Annotated in this window: 25 protein-coding genes; 20 read left to right on the top strand and 5 right to left on the bottom strand. The window is 47.5% G+C overall.

Annotated features, from left to right (window positions below):
• Nucleotides 1-29 precede the first annotated feature (29 nt).
• A protein-coding gene (locus tag F4V51_RS20155; protein WP_416226484.1) for an IS3 family transposase occupies nt 30-1,192 on the bottom strand; the annotation gives its coding sequence in 2 pieces (ribosomal slippage) (nt 30-928 and nt 928-1,192; 1,164 coding nt in all).
• A gap of 218 nt (nt 1,193-1,410) precedes the next feature.
• On the opposite strand from F4V51_RS20155, the gene F4V51_RS20150 reads away from it, so the two are divergent.
• The 8 genes from F4V51_RS20150 (at nt 1,411) to F4V51_RS20115 (ending at nt 5,935) form a co-directional block, all read left to right on the top strand.
• Entirely contained in the window at nt 1,411-1,830 is a 420-nt protein-coding gene (locus F4V51_RS20150) for an organic hydroperoxide resistance protein (RefSeq protein WP_153979380.1), read from the top strand.
• A gap of 198 nt (nt 1,831-2,028) precedes the next feature.
• A complete protein-coding gene (locus F4V51_RS20145) occupies nt 2,029-2,604 on the top strand; it encodes a YdhK family protein (protein WP_153979379.1) in 576 nt (191 codons plus the stop codon).
• A 100-nt stretch (nt 2,605-2,704) separates the two neighbouring features.
• Entirely contained in the window at nt 2,705-2,887 is a 183-nt protein-coding gene (locus tag F4V51_RS20140; protein WP_153979378.1) for a hypothetical protein, read from the top strand.
• A gap of 184 nt (nt 2,888-3,071) precedes the next feature.
• A complete protein-coding gene (locus F4V51_RS20135) occupies nt 3,072-3,686 on the top strand; it encodes a TetR/AcrR family transcriptional regulator (protein WP_153980787.1) in 615 nt (204 codons plus the stop codon).
• A 4-nt stretch (nt 3,687-3,690) separates the two neighbouring features.
• A complete protein-coding gene (locus F4V51_RS20130) occupies nt 3,691-4,431 on the top strand; it encodes an SDR family oxidoreductase (protein WP_153979377.1) in 741 nt (246 codons plus the stop codon).
• A 104-nt stretch (nt 4,432-4,535) separates the two neighbouring features.
• On the top strand, nt 4,536-4,736 hold the full coding sequence (locus F4V51_RS20125) for a hypothetical protein (protein ID WP_095359404.1): 201 nt from the start codon (nt 4,536-4,538) through the stop codon (nt 4,734-4,736).
• A gap of 228 nt (nt 4,737-4,964) precedes the next feature.
• The gene (locus F4V51_RS20120) at nt 4,965-5,519 is read left to right on the top strand and encodes a stalk domain-containing protein (RefSeq protein WP_153979376.1); all 555 of its coding nucleotides are present in this window, start codon (nt 4,965-4,967) and stop codon (nt 5,517-5,519) included.
• Nucleotides 5,520-5,617: 98 nt separating this feature from the next.
• The gene (locus F4V51_RS20115) at nt 5,618-5,935 is read left to right on the top strand and encodes a DUF1292 domain-containing protein (protein WP_095290091.1); all 318 of its coding nucleotides are present in this window, start codon (nt 5,618-5,620) and stop codon (nt 5,933-5,935) included.
• Nucleotides 5,936-6,084: 149 nt separating this feature from the next.
• Here F4V51_RS20115 and F4V51_RS20110 read toward each other — a convergent pair whose 3' ends face one another.
• Nucleotides 6,085-7,560, bottom strand: a complete 1,476-nt coding sequence (locus tag F4V51_RS20110) for an aminotransferase class I/II-fold pyridoxal phosphate-dependent enzyme (RefSeq protein ID WP_095290184.1) — start codon at nt 7,558-7,560, stop codon at nt 6,085-6,087.
• Between the two features lie 177 nt (nt 7,561-7,737).
• Here F4V51_RS20110 and F4V51_RS20105 point away from each other — a divergent pair, with 177 nt between their 5' ends.
• From F4V51_RS20105 to F4V51_RS20090, 4 genes are all read left to right on the top strand, one after another.
• Complete coding sequence (locus F4V51_RS20105; protein ID WP_153979375.1) at nt 7,738-9,033, top strand: MFS transporter; 1,296 nt, start codon at nt 7,738-7,740, stop codon at nt 9,031-9,033.
• Between the two features lie 289 nt (nt 9,034-9,322).
• Nucleotides 9,323-9,922: a hypothetical protein gene (locus F4V51_RS20100; protein WP_095359401.1), complete on the top strand. Its 600-nt coding sequence runs from the start codon at nt 9,323-9,325 to the stop codon at nt 9,920-9,922.
• Nucleotides 9,923-10,093: 171 nt separating this feature from the next.
• Complete coding sequence (gene gndA, locus F4V51_RS20095) at nt 10,094-11,503, top strand: NADP-dependent phosphogluconate dehydrogenase (RefSeq protein WP_153979374.1); 1,410 nt, start codon at nt 10,094-10,096, stop codon at nt 11,501-11,503.
• A 244-nt stretch (nt 11,504-11,747) separates the two neighbouring features.
• A complete protein-coding gene (locus F4V51_RS20090; protein ID WP_227779834.1) occupies nt 11,748-12,257 on the top strand; it encodes a shikimate kinase in 510 nt (169 codons plus the stop codon).
• A gap of 225 nt (nt 12,258-12,482) precedes the next feature.
• On the opposite strand, the gene F4V51_RS20085 is transcribed toward F4V51_RS20090, so the two are convergent.
• Nucleotides 12,483-12,788: a rhodanese-like domain-containing protein gene (locus F4V51_RS20085; RefSeq protein WP_095290189.1), complete on the bottom strand. Its 306-nt coding sequence runs from the start codon at nt 12,786-12,788 to the stop codon at nt 12,483-12,485.
• A gap of 147 nt (nt 12,789-12,935) precedes the next feature.
• Between F4V51_RS20085 and aroA the strand changes: the two genes are divergently transcribed.
• The 4 genes from aroA to ptsP all read left to right on the top strand — a co-directional run bounded on the left by aroA (nt 12,936) and on the right by ptsP (nt 18,756).
• Complete coding sequence (gene aroA / locus F4V51_RS20080) at nt 12,936-14,231, top strand: 3-phosphoshikimate 1-carboxyvinyltransferase (protein WP_095359385.1); 1,296 nt, start codon at nt 12,936-12,938, stop codon at nt 14,229-14,231.
• 219 nt (nt 14,232-14,450) lie between these two features.
• Nucleotides 14,451-14,885 carry a CoA-binding protein gene (locus F4V51_RS20075; protein WP_095290193.1) on the top strand — a complete coding sequence of 145 codons (435 nt, stop codon included), beginning with the start codon at nt 14,451-14,453 and terminating at the stop codon, nt 14,883-14,885.
• Between the two features lie 233 nt (nt 14,886-15,118).
• Nucleotides 15,119-16,999: a glucose PTS transporter subunit IIA gene (locus F4V51_RS20070; RefSeq protein WP_095290194.1), complete on the top strand. Its 1,881-nt coding sequence runs from the start codon at nt 15,119-15,121 to the stop codon at nt 16,997-16,999.
• A complete protein-coding gene (gene ptsP, locus F4V51_RS20065; RefSeq protein ID WP_153979372.1) occupies nt 16,996-18,756 on the top strand; it encodes a phosphoenolpyruvate--protein phosphotransferase in 1,761 nt (586 codons plus the stop codon). The genes F4V51_RS20070 and ptsP overlap by 4 nt, the downstream gene beginning before the upstream one ends.
• 126 nt (nt 18,757-18,882) lie before the next feature.
• Here ptsP and F4V51_RS20060 read toward each other — a convergent pair whose 3' ends face one another.
• The gene (locus F4V51_RS20060; protein WP_153979371.1) at nt 18,883-19,413 is read right to left on the bottom strand and encodes a type 1 glutamine amidotransferase domain-containing protein; all 531 of its coding nucleotides are present in this window, start codon (nt 19,411-19,413) and stop codon (nt 18,883-18,885) included.
• 268 nt (nt 19,414-19,681) lie between these two features.
• On the opposite strand from F4V51_RS20060, the gene F4V51_RS20055 reads away from it, so the two are divergent.
• The 4 genes from F4V51_RS20055 to F4V51_RS20040 all read left to right on the top strand — a co-directional run bounded on the left by F4V51_RS20055 (nt 19,682) and on the right by F4V51_RS20040 (nt 22,501).
• The gene (locus tag F4V51_RS20055) at nt 19,682-20,095 is read left to right on the top strand and encodes a hypothetical protein (RefSeq protein ID WP_153979370.1); all 414 of its coding nucleotides are present in this window, start codon (nt 19,682-19,684) and stop codon (nt 20,093-20,095) included.
• A 122-nt stretch (nt 20,096-20,217) separates the two neighbouring features.
• Nucleotides 20,218-20,565 (top strand): bacillithiol system redox-active protein YtxJ, encoded by a 348-nt coding sequence (gene ytxJ, locus F4V51_RS20050; protein WP_153979369.1) that lies wholly within the window; start codon nt 20,218-20,220, stop codon nt 20,563-20,565.
• 92 nt (nt 20,566-20,657) lie between these two features.
• Nucleotides 20,658-21,665, top strand: coding sequence for a catabolite control protein A (ccpA, locus tag F4V51_RS20045; protein ID WP_127537845.1), 1,008 nt, complete (start codon nt 20,658-20,660; stop codon nt 21,663-21,665).
• A 140-nt stretch (nt 21,666-21,805) separates the two neighbouring features.
• On the top strand, nt 21,806-22,501 hold the full coding sequence (locus F4V51_RS20040; protein ID WP_095290206.1) for a 5'-methylthioadenosine/adenosylhomocysteine nucleosidase: 696 nt from the start codon (nt 21,806-21,808) through the stop codon (nt 22,499-22,501).
• A gap of 133 nt (nt 22,502-22,634) precedes the next feature.
• On the opposite strand, the gene F4V51_RS20035 is transcribed toward F4V51_RS20040, so the two are convergent.
• Nucleotides 22,635-23,267, bottom strand: a complete 633-nt coding sequence (locus F4V51_RS20035; RefSeq protein ID WP_153979368.1) for a GNAT family N-acetyltransferase — start codon at nt 23,265-23,267, stop codon at nt 22,635-22,637.
• Between the last annotated feature and the right edge of the window lie 176 nt (nt 23,268-23,443).

Raw genomic sequence — 23,443 nt, 5'->3', positions numbered from 1 at the left:
AAGTAGACAGTACAAAAAAAAGACAAGATTTAAGCTGCGGCCGTTTCCCGGTATTCTACCGGGGAACGGTCGTTTAGTTTTTTCTGAAATCGGTTTTGGTTGTAAAACAGTATGTATTCATTCACTTGCTGCTCAACCTCTGCTTTGTTTGCCGCCTTATTCAAATAAATTTTCTCCGTCTTCAAATGAGAGAAAAAAGATTCAACACAGGCATTATCTAAGCAATTTCCACGCCTGGAGTGACTGCCTAGCATGCCAAGCTGGTTTAGTTTACGGTTAAATGGCTTCGACGTATATTGAAATCCTTGATCTGAGTGTAGGATTACGCCATTCAGATCCACGTGCTGACGGAGTCTATCCAGCGTGTCATGAACTAAAGCAAGGTCATTTCGTTCAGAAAGATGCCACGCTACAATTTCGTTATTGTATAAATCCTGAATAACAGACAGATACACAAAGTGTTCTCCAGCACGAATATAGGTAATGTCCGTAACCAGCTTCGTTCGTGGTGTATCCGCCTGAAACTGACGCTCCAGCCGATTTGGGTTTACCACAGAGGCTTGTTTTCCAAAGAATCGACGCTTTTTTCGAATGACAGAACAGATGCCTAATTGTTTCATTAATCGGTACACCTTTTTGTGGTTGACTCGAAGGCCTTCCCGTCGTAAAGCAACGGTCATTCGAAGATAGCCAAAGTAAGGATGCACGCGATGAATGGCAAGCAAATGGGATTCTAGTTCATGTTCTTTGTGTCTACGCTCTTTTGCGGCTGCTATGCTTTTTCTCCACTTGTAATAACCCGAGCGGGAAACCGCAGCTAACTTCAAGAGCCAAGCCAGACCATGGCGTGCTCTCAGGTCCTCAATGATTTGAAATCTGGCTGCTTTACTCGTCACTCCTTGTGTAGATTTGGATATTGCTTTTTTAAGTATTCAATCTCCGCCCGCAAATACGCCATCTCTTCTTCCATACTGGAAAACTTGGTTCTAGGGCGTCCCCGTTTGGGTGTAGCAGGTTCTAGACTCATTCCCTGTTTCGCTTTGGCTGCCCACACTTGTACCTGAGATTTATTTTGAATATCTAAACGCGTCGCTACTTCACGTATACTCATATGTTCTTCGTTGACCAGCCGGACGGCCTCCAATTTCAACTCCAAGGAGTACCGCCGGTATGTTTGTCCTTTTTTAGCCATGAAAAAATCCCCTTCGTTTACATGATTAAGTTCATCTTAACAGATGTCTTTTTTCTCATGTCTACTAAAAGGGGATAATACCAAAATGGTGGCTTCTTTTTTTATAATAAAAAAATTGTTTACAAAAGCAATTAAATTGTTTACAATCTAATTGTAAACAATAAATAAGCAAGATTAACTTATCAAATAAAATTAAATGATGAAGAGGAGAAATGACAATGAAAACTCTATATGAAACGACAGTAATCAATACAGGTGGACGTCAAGGGATCGTGCAATCACCAGATAACGTATTTATGCTGGATGTAGCTGCACCGCCGGAGCTTGGTGGTAAAGTGACTACGGCTACGAATCCGGAGCAGCTGTTTGCAGCAGGATACAGTGCATGTTTTAACTCTGCTTTGGAATTCCAATTGAAGAAACACAATGTGGAGATTGAGCGAAGCACCGTATCTGCAACGGTAATGCTTGTTACAGATCCTTCGGACAACGGAGTAAAGCTGGAAGTCGAGCTGGAAGTGAAAATCGAGGGTTTGGATGAAGAGACCGCACAGAAATTTGTCAAACTTGCTCATGACTATTGCCCATATTCCAAAGGAATCAAAGGCAATGTAAATGTAACTCTGGAGATGGCGTAATAATCAATATGAACTAAGAACACCTTCAAATGTCTGTCCCATGGCCCATTGCAAAAAGGGGATAGGACAGAGCTGAAGGTGTTTTTTTTATTATGCGGGTCTAAGGGTAAAGCTTGGAGGTTGAAGGTTGAAGGTTGAAGTATACCCACATGGGGTATATTATAGGTATCTAGATTCGTATTTCAAAGGAGAGTTGACATGAAAAAGTACGTAATGATGATGGTATCTCTACTGATCACAGGAAGTCTGATCGTAAGTGGTTGCGGTAAAAATACGGAACAGAATAGCAGCAATGGCAGCGTAGACAGCAATAACAGTCATACAGCCACTACAGGAGAAATGCATCATTCGGATTCAGGAGAGCTGCCACAAGGGCTTATGGAAAAGGTGAATCCTACATATCCGATTGGCAGCCAGGTTATCATGAGTGCCGACCATATGTCCGGTATGAAAGGGGCAACCGCCACGATTGTTGGAGCCTATGAAACGACCGTTTATGCAGTTACGTATACACCGACAACGGGGGGAGAGCCTGTGAAGAACCATAAGTGGGTGATCCAAGAGGAAATAAAGGATCATAATAATGCCCCCTATAAAGTTGGTACAAAGGTTGTATTGAACGCCGACCACATGACCGGTATGAAAGGGGCAACCGCTACCATTGATTCCGCTGAACAGACAACCGTGTATATGGTGGATTACACGCCGACAACCGGAGGAGATCCGGTGAAAAATCACAAGTGGGTTACAGAGAATGAGTTATCAGCTGAATAGACGACACTACCGATGGGGGGAGAATCATTCATCCTTTAATGCAATTCTGGGTTATAATGGAACTTGAAGGCCGGAAATTCTGCTGGAAAGGGGAATGTATATGATGGATTTTAGCAAACCACCGCATGCCTCAGAGACAGAAACGCACAGCCAGCGTCATCAAGAGCGCGAACAAGAACTTATATCTGGTGGAGGTAAAGGCATTTGGTGGGAAATCAGCAATTGGCTGATTCTTGGAGGGATTCTGGTTGTCCTATTCTTACTGTTCAAGTATGTTTTCTGAATAAATAATAGAGGGTGAGATGAAGAGTCCGTTACTTGGGCTCTTTTTTGCTGTGTGAAAAAAGTACATATCACTAGAATGACAAATGACAAAAATCAATATTTGTCATTTGTTAAAATCTGTGTTAATCTACATTTACGACGGAGGTGACCAGTGGGTGGTTCGTTTTAACCATCTTAAGGATATGAGCAAAGATAAAATTTCTGAATTTTTAACCAAAGAGCAGATTATTACAGCCACGCAGGAAACCATCAGGCGGTTTGGTGCTGCCAAAACCTCCGTTACAGATGTAGCGAAATTGCTTGGAGTCAGCCATGGTACCATTTACAGGCATTATGCCAGCAAGAAGGAACTACTTGAAGGTGTAACGGCACAGTGGTTGGAAGATGAGATTATCGCTCCACTCGCGAAGGTCGTAAGCGTACAGACCGAAGCTGGAGAAGGAATACAACATCTCAAAAAATATATCAAAACCTTAAATCACCTTAAACGGCACTATGCAGAATCAGACACAGAGTTATTTGATATGTATGCCAAGGTTACACAGGAATCGGCAGAACTCATTTACAGACATGTGGAGCAGTTAACACAGCATCTCGCCGAGATTATACAGCAGGACCAGCAGCTCCGTTTCCCGAAACCGAACAAGGTTGCTGCAGGAATCCTAAACGCAACAGCTCGCTTCCATCATCCCGCACATGCATACGAATGGCATCGTGAGACCATTGATGAGGAATTCGAGCAGGTTTGGTTGCTGATTGAGCAAGGTGTATTTCATCTGAATTCAGGGAGGAAGTAATCTCATGACCAATTTATCAGGTAAAGTTGCCATCGTCACGGGTTCATCACGCGGAATTGGACGGGCAATAGCCCTGCAGCTCGCCGATCTTGGCGCAGATGTCGTCATCAACTATGCGAGCAGTCCAGACAAGGCAGAAGAAGTGGCAGAACTAGCTCGTCAAAAGGGTGTCCGGGCGATCACGATCCACGCAGATCTGGCACAAAAGAATCATGTGGAGCACTTATTCGCAGAAACGGTGAAGCAGCTGGGCAAAGTGGATATTTTGATCAACAACGCAGGGGTGATGAAAACAACACCTTTGGCGGACGTTACCGAGGAGGAGTTTGACCAGCAATTTGCAATTAATGTGAAGGGAACGTTCTTTGCCTGTCAGCAAGCCCTGAAAACCATGGAGAACGCCGGACGAATCGTGAACTTTTCCACCTCCGTAGTTGGTCAGATGTTTCCTGGATATAGCGTGTACGCAGGTACCAAGGGTGCAGTGGAGCAATTTACCCGTCAACTCGCGAAGGAATTCGGCTCCAAACAGATTACGATTAATGCAGTGGCACCTGGTCCGGTGAATACGGAACTGTTTGCCGCGGGCAAGACAGAACAGCAGCTGGATGGGCTGCGCAAGATGAATGCATTTGGTCGCTTGGGCGAACCGGAAGACATCGCAAGTGTTATCTCTTTTCTTGTCAGCCCTGAATCGCAGTGGGTCACCGGACAGACACTGCGTGTAAACGGTGGTTTTATCTAACGAACGATTTCGCAAGAATAATCATTCGGCATTGACACCAAACCGGGCGAATCCCCATATGATGCACTACATTAGTAAGCACTTGCGGAAATGGGGAATCCGGGATGGCAAAGGCAAAAGGTAAAAAAGCACCAGCGTTGAAGAGTGACAAACTCCGTGTGTCCATGAAATTGGTCACTTCAGATGTGTGCGAGCGATGCAAGACACCCTGTACACGAGGCATGGAATACGCTGCACGTATGCGGACGGCAGGAGCCGTAGGGAAAGGCGTACCTTGCATCCTGACTCGGCACACGACTTCCTAGTCTCTTTTCAGGCTGAAGTTTCCCAGAAATAATTCGTATAAGCTCGCATTTACAATAACCATACTACAGAGGCGTTCTCGAAGGAGAAGGGCCTCTTTTTGATTGTTCCAAGGGATGGGAAATTTTCTGGATAAAAAATGAAAAATGATGAAAAACAGCGCAACTTTGTTGTTGAACCTGCAGTATAAATGTACAACAGCTTGCAGCAGGGGAGGGAATATTGACGGAATGAAATGGAAAAGAATATTGCTGTGTGTCACGGTATTCTCCTTGCTCGGCGGGTCTTTATTGTTTGCGGATTCCGTAAACGAAAAGATTCGGGTGCTCATCAACGGCAAGGAAGCAGCTGACGGAGGTTACCTGATCGATGGAACGACCTATGTACCTGTGAGAGAAGCAGGGGGGATCGCCAGATGGGATAACAGCAACAAGCGAGTAACGGTGATTAAGCCGAATGTACATATTTTTCTGTTCAAGGGAGACACCGTATTTGGCAACGTGAACGTTGGCAAATTGAAATTCAATGTGTTTTCTCAAGTGGACAGCTTAACAACGGATGTGGCTGCAGTGAAGGTGACAATTACCAATCCGAGTGGCCAGGTGAAGGATATTCAATCCCAGGAGCTCAAAACCCAGAAGGATAATTTCTGGTTCCGGACTTACGATTTTACGTATGATTTCAGTCGTGCTGGCAAATACCAGGTTGGTTTTCATATTAAAGAAAATGCAAACAGCAACTACGTTCTGGTGGCAGAGAAAATCATTACCGCACTAAACGAATGAGGCGAAAAATAACGTTGCTGAGTAAATTGACCTAGCCTTGCGAACATGTTACGATATGCAAGGTTACACAATTTCTATTTACAAAGCGAGGTATATCAATGAGCGATCACACACATGAACACGGCGATGCCTGCGGCTGCGGTCACGACCATGACCACGACCACGAGCATGAAGAAGTTCTTCTGACTCTGACAGACGAGAACGGAAATGACGTGGAGATGGTTTTGGTGGAGACGTTTGACGTGGAAAACCATGTTTATGCGCTCCTGCTGGAACGTAACAATCCTGAAGCTGACGGCATCATTCTGCGTATGGAAGAAGAAGACGAGGAAATGGTGCTCTACAATATTGAAGACGAAGCCGAGTGGAACCGCGTTGAAGCGGCTTACAACGAGCTCGTCGCAGGACAAGAGTAATTTTTCTTATGCACTAGAACAACGGGGCTCCTTGATCTCAAGGGGTCTTTTGTTTGTTTTCATGCTCTAAAAAGCAACAAAAAAGGGCCAAGCCGGAGCTTGGTCCTTCGATATCATTACCCATGGAGTAGGATCATTAGAGTAATCCCTTAGAAAATCGCATCTGCTTCCACAATGACTTTGACATTGGTAACACTGCGGTCTTCGGGGCCTTTTACAGGCAATCCAACCTCAACATGGTCGATAATGTAATCAATATTTTCTTGCGTAATAACCTCACCCGGCAGCAGAATCGGAATTCCAGGCGGGTATACGTAGATGAATTCAGAGATAATACGTCCTGCTGATTCTTTAAAAGGAATGACCTCCGTATCCCCGTAGAATGCATCACGCGGCGTGAGCATCAATTGTGGAACGTCAGGAACCTTAACCACAAGTTCATGTGCAGGGTTAACCTGATAATACGTACGGGACAGATCTTGGAGTGCGTTCAGCAAGATGTCCACCGATTCATCCGTATCGCCAGGAGTGATCAGGCACAGAATATTATACATATCACTGAGCTCGACCTCAATATTGTAATGTTCACGCAGCCAGTTCTCGGTCTCATAGCCTGTGATGCCAAGATGACGCACATGAATGGTTACTTTCGTCGGATCATAGTTAAAGGTTGCCTCCGTACCGAGCAGCTCTTTGCCGAAGCAGTACAAACCGTCAATATCGTTAATGGTACGTCTCGCGAATTGAGCCAGATCAATGGCCTTCTGTGCCATTTCGTGACCGTGCAGCGCCAGATTGCGTCTTGACGTATCAAGTGAAGCAAGCAAGATATACGAAGTAGACGTAGAAGTCAGCATACTGAGAATGGTCTGTACACGCTGCGGATTCACGAATCCGTTTTTGGTGTTCAGATTCAGCACGGAACTCTGTGTCATGGAACCGCCAAGTTTGTGTACACTTGTTGCAGCCATATCCGCTCCGGCAGCCATTGCAGACAACGGCAGTTCCTCATGGAAATGAATGAGTACGCCATGTGCTTCATCCACAAGTACAGGCACCTGGTAGCTATGGGCGAGTTCAACAATCTCTTTTAGGTCTGTACATACACCGAAGTACGTTGGATTAATAACCAGCAATGCCTTGGCGTCCGGATGACGCTCAAGCGCACGTCGTACAGCACCTGTAGTCACGCCGTGATCGATACCGAGGTTGGCATCCTGTGCGGGAGATACGAATACAGGCTTCGCTCCTGAGAAAATAATGGCAGACATGACCGATTTATGAACGTTGCGGGGCACAATAATTTTGTCACCCGGTTCGCATACCGACAGAATCATAGTCATGATTGCACTGCTTGTGCCTTGCACACTAAAATAGGTATGATCGGCTCCGAATGCATCGGCTGCCAGAATCTGCGCTTCCTCAATGACACCGGTTGGCTGATGAAGATCATCCAGCGGAGCGATGTTGATCAAATCTATGGAGAGGGCATTATCGCCGATAAATTCACGAAATTCGGTATCCGTTCCCAATCCTTTTTTATGTCCCGGGATATGAAATTGCACCGGATTGAGTGCCGCGTGGTTTTTTAAAGCGGTAAACAGCGGCGTACGGCGGTGATCCATCAGTGCTGTCACAACCTTTCCTGATAAAATGTCAAACAAAGATGAGTATAGCAAATTAGGAACCGAATGCAAGCGGTAGGCTTGACAAATTTTCAAATTGCTAAGATTTGGGCGTATCCCTGACGGTTACAGTATGGATAGGAGATGGGCCGGTGAACACCGAAAGGGGAATAAGAAATGCAGACAGACATCAAACCAGTCAAAATTTTGCGATCACCATTTTTCATCGCGATGTGGCTAACACTTTTCTTGGTTGAAGTGATTAAAGGAGCACTGCTGGTGGCCGTTCTGCCAGTGTATATGGATAATATTTTGGGCTTGTCCGCAGGGGTGATCGGTGTAGCCTTTGCCCTTCAATACCTGGGGGACAATCTGTTCAGGGCACCATCGGGCTGGGCAGCAGAACGCATCGGTTTTCGTGCGACGATGGTAACAGCCTTAATCTGTACATTGATTGCAGTAATCATGATTATCTTTTTCAAAAGTGCATTTGGACTGGCTCTGGCCTGCCTGATTCTTGGTGTGGGAACATCACCGCTCTGGCCCTGTGCCATGACGGGGGTGACTGCACTGTCAGGACCTCAAAACAAAAACGGAACAGCGATGGGGGCGCTGGAAATGGCTGCTCTGGGTGGAACGGGACTTGGACCGATCGGCATGAACTGGCTGCTTGAGCGTACCGACCATGATTATCGTACCGTATTTCTTGTCCTGCTTGGCTGTGCCGTTCTCGTTATTTTGGTCGCCATGATACTACCAGGACGGGTGGTGTTGGAAGAGCAACAGCATACAGGAGGGGAAACGACCAAAAAAGCGGTCAAATACCCACCGAAGCCTCATCTGCTTACACCGTTAATCAGGCTCAAAAACAGTGTACAGGGGACCCTGCAGAGGGTGCGCAGCACGCTTAATGTCAATCCGCTGGTATATCCTGCCCTGTTTATGCAGTCCTTTGTTATAGGCCTTCTCAGTCCGGTTATTACGTTGTATACCCGAACTGACCTTCATATTTCACCAAACCTGTATAGTCTGCTGTTAATCGCAGGCGGCGGAATAACAGTGATTGCCCTGCTTCCAGTGGGTAAAATGGTGGATCGATTCGGGACATCGATATTTCTCCATATGGGCTTTTTACTCGCCTCTGCAAGTCTGTTTGCCTTTGCGTCCATTACATCCATTCCGGTTGTTTTTGGCATCGTCATGTTGGTAGGGGTTAGTTATGCCATGATTTTACCTGCCTGGAATACCTTCGTGGCTACTCTTATACCGAAGGGGGAGCGAGGGGCTATCTGGGGATTTTTTCTCACCCTTCAGGGGTCCGGCATGGTTGTGGGTCCCATCGTTTCGGGGTTGTTATGGGATCACATCAGCCACCCGGCTCCATTTATCGGAAGTGCTGTTGTTATGGCCGGGCTCGCGGTTGTTCATTTTGTGTTATCGCGAAGACCGTATCGCACAGCCCCTGCCAAATGAACATAAAAAGGAGTTCCTATACCGGTTGAATCCGGTGTTGGAACTCCTTTTTCAATATGCAGGCGACAACATTTCGCGTCCAGTATAACATGAAATTCGGGGGCTTGCCCCTGTGCATCCGCGGAAACATCGATTCCACTGTAGGATTCGATGAAAAATAGTCAAATAACCAAGTACCCTTACATAAAATGAAGTATAAAATAGGGTAAGCCGATACGGAAGTAGCAATGAAATAAGCAATGGAAGAAGAGGACCGGTAACACATCCGGTACAAATGGAGGGGAGTGCCGTGAATAAGAGTTATGAAGTTGAATATTGCAATCTGGAGCTGCGGTTCAACCGTCGGCATATCCAAAATTTGATCAAAGACCTTATTCGTGAAGGGTATTCACTATATTGGAGCGAGGATGAATCCTATTTTATTCTGTCTGTCCGCACCGGGCGCAAGCTGGTAAAGCTCCGTTTTCAACAGACACGCAGCGGGAACTACAAGATGACAGGTGACTACATCATTAAGGACGCCAAGCTGGCAGAATGGCTCGAGAAGCTGATAGGGGATACACGCGGGCATGCTGTCGTTAAACGTTTCAAGGATCAGCAGATGACGGTAGAGAACATTTTGTTTGGTGAGGTCATACGTCTTGTGGAAGTTTCTGGATTCAAACAGCGTGTCATTTTTCAAAAGGAACCCGCGCCGACGGCGGAGGAGATGGAAGAGATGTTTCTATCGCGAGAAGGAGAGGAGCGGCTCATGCTCCTGCGGATGGAAATTGATGATGAACTGGAGCGTCTGTACGCTGCCATTCAGATGGATAATACAGAGAAGGCAGACATCTGCCGAGAGACATTAAAGCGTCTGTCCGGACACATGCTGATGCTCGAAGGTTGAGCCCGAAGACCGTATTTATGAAAATACGATGAACACCTCAGATATTTGGGGTGTTTTCTCGTTGCGCAGCAGGGGTGCGGGGTTCACTTCCATGCGTAAAACCGTTAAAATGGGGATATTGTTGAGAGTCAATTTCAATAAAATTAATTGGAGCAAAGGATGAGGACCCAGATGGCAAAACAACAGATCGGTGTCATTGGACTTGCAGTAATGGGCAAAAATTTGGCCCTTAACATTGAAAGCAGAGGCTTCACGGTGTCGGTATTTAACCGTTCCCCGGAGAAAACCAATGATCTTCTGAAAGAAGCTGAAGGTAAAAACCTCACAGGCACGTTCTCCATTGAAGAGTTCGTGGCATCCCTGGAATCCCCGCGCAAAATTCTGATCATGGTACAAGCCGGTAAAGCGACGGATGCAACCATTGAACAATTACTGCCTCACCTGGATGAGGGCGACATCATTATTGACGGAGGGAACGCCTACTTCCCTGATACCCAGCGCCGCAGCAAAGAGCTGGAGGAAAAAGGCATTCGCTTCATTGGTACCGGTGTATCCGGCGGTGAAGAAGGCGCATTGAAAGGCCCTTCCATTATGCCGGGCGGACAGGAAAGTGCGTACAAGCTGGTAGAACCGATTCTGACAGCCATCTCCGCCAAGGTTGGTGACGATCCTTGTTGTACATATATCGGACCGGATGGTGCCGGACACTACGTTAAAATGGTACACAACGGTATTGAATACGGAGATATGCAGCTGATTGGGGAAGCCTACCACCTGCTCAAATCCGTTCTGAATGTTTCCGTTGAGGAGCTGCACGAAATCTTCACAGAGTGGAACCAAGGCGAACTGGACAGCTATCTGATCGAGATTACGGCGGATATCTTCTCCAAATACGATCCGGAAACCGGCAAACCAATGGTTGACGTTATTCTGGATGCGGCCGGACAAAAAGGAACAGGTAAATGGACAAGCCAAAGCGCGCTGGATCTCGGCGTACCGTTGTCCATGATTACGGAATCCGTATTCTCCCGTTTCCTGTCTGCGATGAAGGATGAGCGTGTAGCTGCGAGCAAAATCCTGAACGGACCGAAAGCCGAAGCGTTCTCCGGCGATAAAAAAGCGTTCATCGAGAGTGTACGCAAAGCATTGTTCGCAAGTAAAATCGTATCCTATGCACAAGGCTTTGCCCAAATGCGTGCGGCTTCCGACGAGTATGGCTGGGATCTGAAATACGGTAACATCGCCATGATCTTCCGCGGCGGCTGCATTATCCGTTCACAGTTCCTGCAAAACATCAAAGAAGCATATGACAAGGATGCAGAACTCAAAAACCTGCTTCTGGACCCATATTTCCAAAACATCGTTGAATCCTATCAGGATGCGTGGCGTGAAGTGGTAGCAGCTGCTGTAAAACAAGGTATTCCGGTACCTGGTTTCTCCAGCGCGCTTTCCTACTACGACAGCTATCGTACAGAACGTTTGCCTGCAAACCTGCTGCAAGCACAGCGTGACTACTTCGGTGCTCACACCTTCAAACGTGTGGATAAAGAGGGAAACTTCCATCACAACTGGATGGAATAATATATATTTGTTCATTCGAAGCTTCAACAGCTTTAATATGAGGTTGGGTTGATCTCCCTGTTCGTTTGGGACACCCTTTCTTGAAGAATGGCCTGGAGTTCCGGTATGCCGGATGCCTCCGGGCCATTTTTCATGATATGTCTGTTTTCCAACAGACCTATTGTGGCCTTCCCCCGTTAGCAGGGCTGTGTTATGATAGGACAAAAGCGCTCATGAAATGCTTGAGATAAAGGAGTGTACACCCTTGAGCAAGTCTAACAATATTATTCTCATAGGCATGATGGGAACCGGCAAATCAACGGTAGCTGACCTGCTCGCCCGTGAGCTGGGTTACAAGCTGATCGATGTGGACACCGCGGTGGAGAAAGAGGAAGGCTGTACGATTCCGGAATTGTTCACAAGCAAAGGTGAGTCGTATTTCCGTGATGCCGAGAGCCGCATGTTATGTTCGGTCCTGGAAAAAAAGTCGCAGGTGGTCGCAACCGGAGGCGGTGTGGTACTGCGTTCTGACAATTGTGATGTAATGTCGAAGAACGGTTGGATTGTTGCGCTGACTGCTGATCCCGCAGCAATTGTACAGCGCGTAAGCGGCGATGATAAACGTCCTCTTCTGGCAGGCAATGCAGAGGAACGCATTCATACCATTATGAAGGAACGGAAGGACGCATATAAATTTGCACATTACACAGTGGATACAACCGAGTTATCCGCAGCTGAAGTGTCTCGTCTTATTTTAGCGCATTACCGCGTCTAAGCTTGTGTTCGCTGCATTTTGATGTCTATTATGACCTCAAGTAGTGGGGAAGTTACAACGGTGAAGCAGATGATAAGGGGCAATGATTATTGGGTGGGAATATAACAAAACGGGCCAAATGGCCCGTTTAAAACTGACTGTAGCGGAGCGGAATCCAAAAGCTGCAGGGTGAACTGCCTTGTTGCAATTCCCGATAACGCTGTGTTGGTTCCTGCTCCAGATCATTTAGTCTTCCTGCTGCCATTGCAGCATGCCGCCAACCATGTTGGTGCAGCCTGCATAACCAAGCTGCTGCAAGTACTCGGCGGCACGCTCGCTGCGGTAGCCGCTGCGGCAGATCAGAATGATCTCGCCGGACTTCTCGATTTCGGACAATCTGTCCGGAATTTGTCCCAGCGGGATGTGCTTGGCTCCTTCAATCATGCCTTGCGCGACTTCCTCGTCCTCACGAACGTCTATCATCTGAAGCTTCTCTCCCGCCTGCAGGCGGCGACGCAGCTCGGATGTTTCTATTTCAGCTATTTGAGTCATTATTCAGGTCCTCTTTTCTGTATGGACTTAACGCCTATAATGATACCCAAGCTAAGTGGGGGATGTCAATTTGGCAAAAGGACTTCATTTTATTTGTAACAAATATATATAGCAGATTAATCTGATCAATGAAGGAGAATTTCATCCATGGACGTAATTGTTAAACCAACCCCTACCCTGAATGGGGAAATTGGAGCCCTTTCCTCCAAAAACTACACTACCCGCTATCTGCTCGCAGCAGCACTGGCAGAAGGTACAAGTACAATTCATTATCCGGCCCACAGCGAAGACAGTGATGCGATGCGCAGATGTATCCGTGATCTTGGAGCCGTACTAGAAGAAGATGATAGCAAAATCGTCATTCAAGGCTTCGGCAGCCATCCTCGTGATGTGCGCGAGTTAAATGTAGGCAACGCAGGTGCAGTGCTTCGCTTTCTGATGGGCGTCACCGCACTCTGTCCTGAAGTTACCTTTGTGAATACCTACCCGGACTCACTCGGTAAACGTCCGCATGACGATCTGATTGATGCTCTTGGCCAGCTCGGCGTTGAAGTGCAGCATGAACAAGGACGACTGCCGATCACGATCAAAGGGGGTAATGCCAAGGGCGGACATATCCGTGTGTCCGGATCAGTGAGTTCCCAATATCTGAGCGCATTGCTTTTTGTTACTCCACTTCTTGCGGAAGACAGCACCATTGAAGTATTGAATGACCTCAAGTCCAAAGTGGTGATCGGTCAAACACTTGAAGTGCTTGAACAGGCAGGAATCATTATTCATGCGAGCGATGATTACATGTCTTTCCGCGTACCTGGTGGTCAAGCTTATCAACCGCAGACGTATACCGTTCAAGGAGACTATCCCGGTTCGGCTGCAGTTCTGGCTGCAGCGGCAGTTACTCAATCGGATGTGAAGATTCTGCGCCTGATGGAACAGAGCAAACAGGGAGAGCGTGCGATTGTCGACGTTCTGCGCATGATGGAAGTGCCGCTGACACATGAGAATGATGTGGTACATGTACAAGGTAACGGAAAATTGAAAGCCGTAGAATTTGACGGAGATGCAGCGACGGACGCTGTTTTGGCGATGGTAGCCGCGGCTGTATTTGCGGAAGGGACCTCACGGTTTTATAATGTAGAGAACCTGCGCTACAAGGAATGTGACCGAATTACGGATTACCTGAACGAGCTGCGCAAGGCTGGGGCTAACGTGGAAGAGCGTCAGGCCGAGATTATCGTTCACGGACGTCCGGAGGGCGTTGAAGGCGGCGTAGAGATTAATGCTCACTTCGATCATCGCGTTATCATGGCATTGACCGTGGTTGGCCTTCGTTCCAAGGAGCCGCTTCGTATTCGGGATGCACACCACGTAGCCAAGTCCTATCCACAATATTTCGATCATTTGCAGGCGCTTGGCGCTTCGGTTCAATGGGTAAAAGAGTAAAATAACACGTTTAAGAGGTTTCAAAAAGTCCGCTTTTGATTACGAAGGATGCCTAGCGGCATCATCAGCATCGAATATGGAATTCAGCCGAAATGTCCGTTGCTCACGTAGTTTTCCCTACGCTCCGCTACTCCATTTCTAGCTTGATCCCATCTTCTCGGTACTGAAAACTGGTCTTTTTGAACACGCACTTTAAGCAGAAAAGGATGGTGCTTGAACATGGAATTTAACAACCCAACTCGCGAAGAAATTGGGCAACTTTTACGCAAGGCAGGCAACATCGCAGTCGTCGGCTTATCGGACAAATCAGATCGGACATCCTACATGGTAGCAGAAGCCATGCAGAGCAGAGGATATCGGATCATTCCGGTTAATCCACAAGCACAGGGAGAGATCCTTGGTGAGAAAGTATATGCAACCCTCGCGGATATTCCCGAGCCCGTGGATATTGTAAATGTGTTCCGTCGCAGCGAATATACACCGGAAGTAGCTCGTGAAGCCGCAGCCATCAAAGCAAACGTCTTGTGGCTCCAGCTAGGCATTCACAATGATGAGGCTGTACAGATTGCGGCTGAGAACGGAATGACGGCCGTAACGAATCGCTGTATCAAGGTGGAGGACTCCATCGTTCTGCGCGGTGCCGGACGCGGTTAAGCGAATATGGAATAGACCTGCTCCCGTTAACTTCACGTTAACGGGATTTTTCTGTGTTTAGAGCTGCGGATGCTCCTTCGCTTTAAACTGCTTTCTTGCCTTCAGATCGTAGCTGTGGTGGGCATTTGGTCGCAAGTCTCAAGAGTTTACGGCAAATTTCCAGCAGCTTACCGTTTTGCTTTGACAAAACGTTTCGTAAAGCTTACCATCTAGGATAGAAAGGAGAGGTCGCCATGAATTGGCTCGGATCCTTGCAGCAGCTCGGACGAGCGGTAATGCTGCCTACAATGGTCCTGCCCGCAGCCGCAATTTTGCTGAGTGTTGGCAGTTTGCCCTGGGACGCCTGGGGATTGAAAGTTGTTGGTGAAGTGTCTACCGTGGCCGGACACGGTATTTTTTATTTTTTGCCGTATTTGTTTGCTGTCGGTGTAGCATTGGGACTCTCCAACCAGGCCGGACAAGCGGGACTTGCCGCTTTGGCCGGTATCGTTATATATGATCAGGTGACTCGCCATTTTGGGGATGGAACCATACAGCCAGCTTCTTTAGTTGGAATTATTCTCGGCGCTCTCGCCGGGGTGACACATAATCGGTTCAAAAGCATCAAGCTGCCTGAGATATTGCAATTTTTTGGCGGGTCCAGGTTTGTTTTGCTAATCGTTGGGCTGTGCTCGGCGCTGTTTTCCTGTTTCATGCTGTGGCTCGCCCCCATATTGCAGCATGGACTGAATGCGATCGCCGCTTGGGAATACAGTCTCGGCGGTTTTGGTTTGTTCATTTACGGAGTGCTGTACAGAGTATTGGTGGCATTTGGACTGCATCACTTGCTTAACAATGTGTTCTGGTTTCAGCTGGGGACGTATGAAACGTCAGACGGTAACATTGTGCAGGGGGATCTGCCACGCTTTTTTGCGGGTGATCCAACGGCGGGTTACTTTATGGCAGGCTTGTTTCCGATCATGATGTTTGCCATACCTGCCATTGCCTTTGCGATTATTCAGGAGGCAAGGGAAGATCTGAAACCGAAGATCAAAAAGACATTTCTCACTTCTGCGCTGGTTTGTTTTCTGACAGGTGTATCCGAGCAGATTGAATTTGCCTTTTTGTTTGCAGCGCCTTATCTGTTTATCGTACACGCCGTCATGTCCGGACTTGCGATGTGGATTGGTTATTGGCTTGATATCAGGCACGGCTTCTCTTATTCCGCCGGCATTATCGATTACATACTCAACTTCCATCTATCAGAGAATGCTTGGAAACTCATACCGATTGGCATACTATATGGACTGGTTTATTACTTCCTGTTCCGCTGGGCCATTCGTACGTTCAAGATTCCAACGCCAGGACGGGAAGAAGGCTCCATGCTGGAGGATTGGGTAGGGAATATTCCTTACCAGGCACCATTGATCCTGGAAGCATTGGGCGGTAAGGAGAACATCGTTCAGGTAGAGGCATGTATTACACGGCTTCGTCTGACGGTGCACAATGACCGCCTCATCGATACGGGAGCTATGAAGAGTATGGGGTCTGCGGGGCTGATCAAGCTCGGTGGTGGTAACGTCCAGGTCGTGTTTGGCACGTATTCCGAATTGATTCGTGAAGAGATCGCCAAGCTCCTGGAGCGGGATTTGCCGCAAGTCCTGTTCTGTGCACCGGTTCAAGGCAAAATGCTGCCGATCGAAGAGGTGCCTGATCAGATCTTTGCAGCGAAGCTGGTTGGGGATGGAGTGGCTTTTGTACCGGAAAAGGGAGAGCTGGTGTCACCAGTCTACGGAACGATTATGCACCTGTATCCGACGATGCATGCTCTGGGTATATCCACTCGGGAAGGACTTGAGGTCCTGCTTCATATCGGTATCGATACCTCGCAGCTGAAGGGGCATTTTGAAGCCTTCGTTCAGGAAGGAGATACCGTCGAGCCCGGACAGTTGTTGATCAAGTTTGATCTGGCTGTTCTGCGTGCAGAGGCAGCGTCGCTGACTACACCGATGGTGATCACGAATCCGGATCGTGTCAAATCATGGAGTTTTGCTCCATTTAAGCAAGTCAAGAAAGGTCAGGCATCCGTCATGTCCGTGGTGCTCTATGACAGGAACGTTGGAGGGGTAGAATGAAGATACAAGGCATCAATGGAGCTGCAGGCGTAGCCATCGGCAAAGCATTTGTCCTGCCCAGTTGGGAATGGGATCTGCCGGACCAGAAGATGGACTCGGTGGATCTCGCCCAGGAGTTCGAACGGCTGTACGAGGGAATACGGACATCGAAGGATGAGATCGAATTTATCAAGAATGAGTTCAAGGAAGTCGTCGGTCCGGAGGAGTCCAGCATCTTTGATGCCCATCTGGCCATTCTGGAAGATCCGGTATTCATGAACGAGATTCGCGGCATTATTGAACGGCAGTACAAAGCGGCAGAAGTGGCAGTAAAAGAAGCCATTGACCACTTTGTTACCATGTTCGATTTGCTGGATGATGAATATATGAAGGAACGGGCGATCGACATCAAGGATGTCGGCAACCGCTTGTTGAAGCATCTGCTGGGAGCCCCGGAGATCACGCTTCCTTCGGATACTCAACCTTATATACTTGTAGCCAAGGAACTGTCTCCATCACAGCTGGCCCATCTGAATCCCAGTCACGTACTGGGCATTGTGACCCTGATCGGTGGCAAGACGTCGCATTCGGCAATTATGGCCCGTGCGCTTGGCATCCCCCTCGTTTCCGGTTTGGAAGCGAGTGTTGGCATGCCAGTGGACACCGGGGATATGTTAGTGGTGGATGGTGATAACGGCTTGGTATTCACGGAACCGGATCGTAAGACAATTGAACGGTATACCATGATTCGCAGCAAACAGCTGAAGAAAAAGGAACAGCTCCAGGTACTTGCTACAGTGGATGCGATCACGAAGGACGGAGCAATGCTGCATCTGGCATCGAACATCAGCTCTGTGAAGGAGCTGGATCTGGCTCTCAAGCACGGGGCAAAGGGTGTAGGTCTGTTCCGCACGGAATTTTTGTACATGGACCGTGCTACCTTCCCAGGCGAGCAGGAACAGTATGAAGTGTATCGTTTGGTAGCAGAGAAGACGGCAGGTCATTCCGTGGTCATTCGTACACTGGATATTGGTGGTGACAAACAGCTCGATTATTTCGAATTGCCTGAAGAGGATAATCCATTTTTAGGTTATCGGGCCATCCGGATCAGCCTGGACCGCAAGGATCTGTTTAAGACACAGCTCACAGCAATTCTGCGGGCCAGTGCAGCAGGGAACGTCAAAATTATGTATCCCATGATCTCCTCGGTGGAAGAACTTAGACAGGCCAATGAGGTTCTGCGTGAAGCGATGGCCGATCTGGATGAACGTCAAATTGCTTATGATCCTCATATTAAAGTGGGAATCATGATCGAAGTGCCTGCGGCAGTCATGATTGCTGACCTGCTGGCCGAGGAAACGGATTTCTTCAGCATCGGGACAAATGATCTGGTACAGTACGTGCTGGCTGTAGACCGTATGAATGAACAGATTGCTCACATGTACCATCCGTATCATCCGGCAGTTCTGCGAATGCTGCGTGCAACGGTCGATGCGGCTCGCACCGCTGGAATTGAGGTTAGTGTGTGCGGGGAGATGGCAGGTGACGAACGTTCCATTCCACTTTGGCTGGAGCTGGGCATTCGTAATCTTAGCATGTCACCGCAATCTCTGCTGCGGGTGAAGCACAGGGTGTTGAATACAACAGCCGTGGACGCCAAAGAAGCGGCGCGTGACTGCTTTGCCCTAAGAACCAGTACAGACATTGAGCAGCGCTTGCAGAAATATAATGATTCAACAGGAAATCCTGATGAACAAAGCGGGTCCAATGCTTCTTGAATCCATTGTGCATGTAAAATACCTTTAAATTAATATATTCATTTTTATACCATTTGAGTTAATATAATACAAAAAAAAGCCCCCGCTGAGAGCAAAGGGCTTTTTTTGTATTTTTGTATTCCTGATTTACTTTTCAGCAAGGGCATCACAGAATGCTTTGCCATAGGGAGGAAGATCAGGCGGACGACGAGCCGAAATGATATGTCCATCGACAACAACGGCTTCATCCTTCCAGATTGCTCCGGCATTTTCCATGTCGTCCCGAATGCCTGGTGTGGAAGTTACAGTGACTCCATCCAGAATTTTGGCGGAGATCAGCACCCAGCCAGCATGACAGATCTGCCCAATCGGCTTGTGATCAGCATGCATCTCCTTCACCAGTTCAAGGACTTTCGGATAACGGCGAAGCTTGTCAGGTGCCCAGCCGCCTGGCACGAGAATGCCATCATATTGTGAACTGTCCAGTTCATCGAAGCTGTATTCCGCTTCAGCGGGAACACCGTATTTTCCGATGTAGACTTTACCTTTTTTCTCTCCGGCCAGATGTACCTCAGCACCTTCTTCACGCACACGATGTACCGGGTACCACAACTCCAGATCCTCAAATTCTTCATCGACCAGTGCGATGACTTTTTTTCCTGTTAATCTCACAACCATCTCTCCTTTTGCCGTGGTTAGGATGTCGCAACTTATATTGTAACAGATTCTGTATGACACTTCATGATTGTGCATTTTCCCTGTTCAGATAGCGGTTACATATATATGAAAGCTTATTTTCGACAACCTGCATTTGGGGGGAGTGGTAATTTGTACAACCTGGGGTTTGCAGCAGGATTTACGCGGAAAAAGGTCGAATGGTAACGTATACGAGTATAGAACGAATGAGGTGATGAATGTGCGCAAAACGTGCAAATGCGGACATGTAATGGAATTGGAATTGAGAACGGTAGTTTATGCGAAGAAAGTAGAGATTCGGAATGTGCCTGTTTTCGCATGCACGGATTGTATTTCATACGAAGTATTACAGCCGGTCAAGCCGGATTTGAAAGAATGTATCAGCAAATTGGGTGAACAACCCGTGAAACAGGATCTATCCTTTGGCAAGCAAAATGAACTTGCGGATCTTTTCCATGAACAACTGCTGGCCTGGCCAGATGCAAGCGATCGCGAGATGGCACATCATATGCAGCAAGCTGTAAACGAACGAATTAATCTGCTGCTTGATATTATGGGATATGCTCAGAAATCGGGCGACGAAGAATGGATAGAAACCACGGAGCGCAGGTTGAGCCAATTGTCCGGTTTTGTATGGCAGGCACATTTCTCGAATGCTGTCTAATTTTGACGTGCTAAATGCTTGTTTTCATGAAAATTGGCTTTTTCATGCGCTTTTTGTTAAGATATCCTAGAGTGAAAACGCTCAACATAGCGGTATTCCTGAAAAAGGGGGATGTATATCAAATGGCTGACATGACTAAAATGACAAGTATTGAACAGCTAAACTCCGCAGTGGAGGCTACTGAAGACCAACCCTTGCTTCTGTTTAAGCACAGCACACGCTGCCCGATCAGCGCCAATGCTTATCAGGAGATGAACCATTATTTGCAAAATAATCCTAATGAAAATGTAAACTATGGCATCATTTACGTTGTGGAAGATCGCCCTGTGTCTAATGAAGCAGCCGACAAGCTGGGAGTTAAGCACGAATCTCCGCAGGCAATTCTGGTCAAAAACGGAATCCCTGTATGGCATACTTCCCATTCGGATATTACTTCGTCCACACTCACGAATGCTCTAAGTGAGTCCTAAAGCCTATTTTAATTGATTAATGCAAAAATTTGTCGTAATATAAATCTTAATGAAAATGGTATGAAAATTTACTGGTAATGGAGAGAAGTACTGTGACGGTAACCATTTATGATGTGGCACGTGAAGCTGGTGTGTCCATGGCAACGGTATCGCGGGTGGTAAATAACAACCCGAATGTTAAGCCACAAACGCGCAAAAAAGTATATGAAGCCATCGAGCGGTTGGGATATCGTCCGAATGCGGTAGCCAGAGGTTTGGCGAGCAAGAAGACAACCACGGTCGGTGTCGTTATTCCGGACATTTCAAACTCGACTTTCGCAGAGATTGCCCGCGGAATCGAGGATATTGCGAATATGTATCACTACAACATTATTCTGTGTAATGCGGACAAGAAAAAGGAAAAGGAAATCCGTGTCATCAACACGCTGCTGGAGAAACAGGTCGATGGCCTGCTCTTCATGGGTGGAACAGTAACGGATGAACATATTCAGGCGTTTCAGTCTGCGGCAGTACCCATCGTGCTCTGTGCAACGAGTGACGAGAAGGGAACATATCCTTCCGTGGATATCGACCACGAAGCTGCGGCTTTTGATGCGGTGAACACATTGATTCGTCATGGGCACAAGGAAATTGCGATGATCAGTGGTACACTGCAGGATCCTGCGAACGGGTATGCCCGTTTCCAAGGGTACAAAAAAGCACTTGAAGCAGCGGGAATGGAATATCAGGAGGATCTGGTACGGATCGGTAACTATCGTTACGAGTCCGGTGTGGAAGCCATGAAATATTTCCTCGGACTGAAGAAAAGACCAACTGCCATCTTTGCTGCAACGGACGAAATGGCCATTGGTGCCATTCACTCCATTCAGGATGAAGGCTTGAAGGTACCGGATGACTTCTCCATCATTAGTGTGGATAACATTCGTATGGCTTCCATGGTTCGTCCTCAATTGACGACGGTGGCACAGCCGATGTACGACCTTGGCGCAGTAGCGATGCGTTTGCTCACCAAGTTGATGAAGAAGGAAAATGTGGAGAACCCACGGGTTATTTTGCCGCATGAAACGATTCTTCGTCTGTCAGTAAGCCACGCTGGTTAAGGCTAAAGCAATTCGAAAAGGGAGAAGGAATTCTCTCTACATAATCGATATACGGAAGCTCCGGAGACGGAGCTTTTGTGCTTCATGAGGATGAATCAGGCGAACCGGACAGGTCCGGAAGTGAATAGGGGGTAGCGAGATTGAAGGAAACGATTGGGATCATTGGAGCTATGGATGAAGAAGTAGAACTTTTGCTGGCTGGCATGAAGCAACTGGAGACGGTGAAGCAAACCGGCATTACGTATGTGGCGGGTGAATGGTTGGGCAAACAGATCGTGGTGTGTAAATCGGGTGTCGGCAAAGTAAACGCGGCGGTGACCACGCAAATTTTGATCGATCGTTTCCAAGTGGACCGAATTATTTTTACGGGTGTTGCGGGCGCAGTGAACCCGGAATTGAACATTGGAGATATCGTAATCTCCTCCGTATGCGTTCAGCATGACATGGACGTGACTCCGCTCGGCTTCGAACGGGGCGTAATCCCGTATCAGGAAACCTCCGCATTCCCCGCGGAACCTGCTCTGATTGCATTAGCGGAGGAAGCGTGTAAGGCACAGGGAGCCAAGTATCTGATTGGTAAGGTTTTGTCCGGAGATCAGTTTATTGCGAGCAAGGAGACCGTGAACATGCTGTATACCGAAATGGATGGAGCATGTGCGGAGATGGAGGGAGCTGCCGTCGCTCAGGTTAGTTTTATGAATCGGGTTCCTTTTGTGGTGCTGCGCGGCATGTCCGATAAAGCGGACGGGTCGGCTCATGTGAACTTTGCTGAATTTACCGTGCAATCTTCTCAGCGTTCCCATCGGATTGTCGAGCACATGCTTGAAAATATGTAATTTGAGTCTCTTTCAGAAGCTGCCATAGAAGTATAAGTCTATAAACTAAAACCGCCTTTCGTGGGCAGTTCCAGTTTGCCATCTGGAGCTGCCTAGAGAGGCGGTTTTTTAGATAAATGTATATCTCAATGTATTAGTACATGAAGCGATGACGAAACCGTACACGGTCGAATTGTTCCTCGGAGGACATGGGGACTTCACTGCCGATGCGCACCATGAGGCAGTTGGCCGGATGAGAGCAAATCTCGGGATCGTCCGTCGCGTACCACGTCATGTCCACAGTCTGCATCAGTCGCTCCATCATTTTGCGATAATCCCAAACGGAAAGGCCGCTGCCCTTCAGATCCCAATGCCAGTAATATTCCGTGGTGAAAACAATATATCTTTCCATTTGTCCATTTTCAAATGCAGTGAGCAGCATCTCGCGTCCGACCCCGAGTGAACGGTATTCGTCTGCCACTTCGATAGCTCCGAGCTCAATGAGATCCATCATGTTTCCTTCAGACCAGCGCTCACAATCATCCGCATAGTGAAATGTAACATATCCGATAATCGTCTCATTTTCACGCGCAATGATGATTCTTCCTTCAGGCAATGCCGCAATCTCAGCCAGCGCTTCCTGCTGCTCAGAAGGACGACGAAAGGCATCCAGATCGGGATGGAACGCAAGCTTGGTGATTGCCTCGGAAGGCATAGGTCCTTCTACAGTGACTCGGTGGCCGGACTTGAAGATGGAACGCATATGATACGCCTTGATATGCTCCATGGTTCATGCTCCTCTCTCCCCCTACTTATAGCAAAAAATCAAAAAATTGAAAACCCATAGACGATGATTGTGTAGATTTGCTATAATTGCGTAGACAAAAAACGTTCACAATTCAAGCAGATTTGAGTTCATTGGTTTGGCCAGACAGGTACATGATGAGAATTTCTCTCTATTAA

The sequence above is a fragment of the Paenibacillus xylanilyticus genome, assembly GCF_009664365.1.
GTDB classification, from domain to species: Bacteria; Bacillota; Bacilli; order Paenibacillales; family Paenibacillaceae; genus Paenibacillus; species Paenibacillus xylanilyticus_A.
Note: the sequence above shows the minus strand (reverse complement) of the source record. Positions and strands in the feature narration are given on the sequence as shown.

Coding starts and splice junctions, on each gene's coding strand:
- F4V51_RS20060 (WP_153979371.1), bottom strand. CDS start 19,413: ATGGTTGTGAGATTAACAGGAAAAAAAGTCATCGCACTGGTCGATGAA.
- F4V51_RS20135 (WP_153980787.1), top strand. CDS start 3,072: ATGAGCAAAGATAAAATTTCTGAATTTTTAACCAAAGAGCAGATTATT.
- aroA (WP_095359385.1), top strand. CDS start 12,936: ATGGACGTAATTGTTAAACCAACCCCTACCCTGAATGGGGAAATTGGA.
- F4V51_RS20130 (WP_153979377.1), top strand. CDS start 3,691: ATGACCAATTTATCAGGTAAAGTTGCCATCGTCACGGGTTCATCACGC.
- gndA (WP_153979374.1), top strand. CDS start 10,094: ATGGCAAAACAACAGATCGGTGTCATTGGACTTGCAGTAATGGGCAAA.
- F4V51_RS20115 (WP_095290091.1), top strand. CDS start 5,618: ATGAGCGATCACACACATGAACACGGCGATGCCTGCGGCTGCGGTCAC.
- F4V51_RS20075 (WP_095290193.1), top strand. CDS start 14,451: ATGGAATTTAACAACCCAACTCGCGAAGAAATTGGGCAACTTTTACGC.
- F4V51_RS20085 (WP_095290189.1), bottom strand. CDS start 12,788: ATGACTCAAATAGCTGAAATAGAAACATCCGAGCTGCGTCGCCGCCTG.
- F4V51_RS20125 (WP_095359404.1), top strand. CDS start 4,536: ATGGCAAAGGCAAAAGGTAAAAAAGCACCAGCGTTGAAGAGTGACAAA.
- ytxJ (WP_153979369.1), top strand. CDS start 20,218: ATGGCTGACATGACTAAAATGACAAGTATTGAACAGCTAAACTCCGCA.
- F4V51_RS20035 (WP_153979368.1), bottom strand. CDS start 23,267: ATGGAGCATATCAAGGCGTATCATATGCGTTCCATCTTCAAGTCCGGC.
- F4V51_RS20150 (WP_153979380.1), top strand. CDS start 1,411: ATGAAAACTCTATATGAAACGACAGTAATCAATACAGGTGGACGTCAA.
- ptsP (WP_153979372.1), top strand. CDS start 16,996: ATGAAGATACAAGGCATCAATGGAGCTGCAGGCGTAGCCATCGGCAAA.
- F4V51_RS20070 (WP_095290194.1), top strand. CDS start 15,119: ATGAATTGGCTCGGATCCTTGCAGCAGCTCGGACGAGCGGTAATGCTG.
- F4V51_RS20140 (WP_153979378.1), top strand. CDS start 2,705: ATGATGGATTTTAGCAAACCACCGCATGCCTCAGAGACAGAAACGCAC.
- F4V51_RS20105 (WP_153979375.1), top strand. CDS start 7,738: ATGCAGACAGACATCAAACCAGTCAAAATTTTGCGATCACCATTTTTC.
- F4V51_RS20055 (WP_153979370.1), top strand. CDS start 19,682: ATGGAATTGGAATTGAGAACGGTAGTTTATGCGAAGAAAGTAGAGATT.
- F4V51_RS20145 (WP_153979379.1), top strand. CDS start 2,029: ATGAAAAAGTACGTAATGATGATGGTATCTCTACTGATCACAGGAAGT.
- F4V51_RS20110 (WP_095290184.1), bottom strand. CDS start 7,560: ATGGATCACCGCCGTACGCCGCTGTTTACCGCTTTAAAAAACCACGCG.
- F4V51_RS20120 (WP_153979376.1), top strand. CDS start 4,965: ATGAAATGGAAAAGAATATTGCTGTGTGTCACGGTATTCTCCTTGCTC.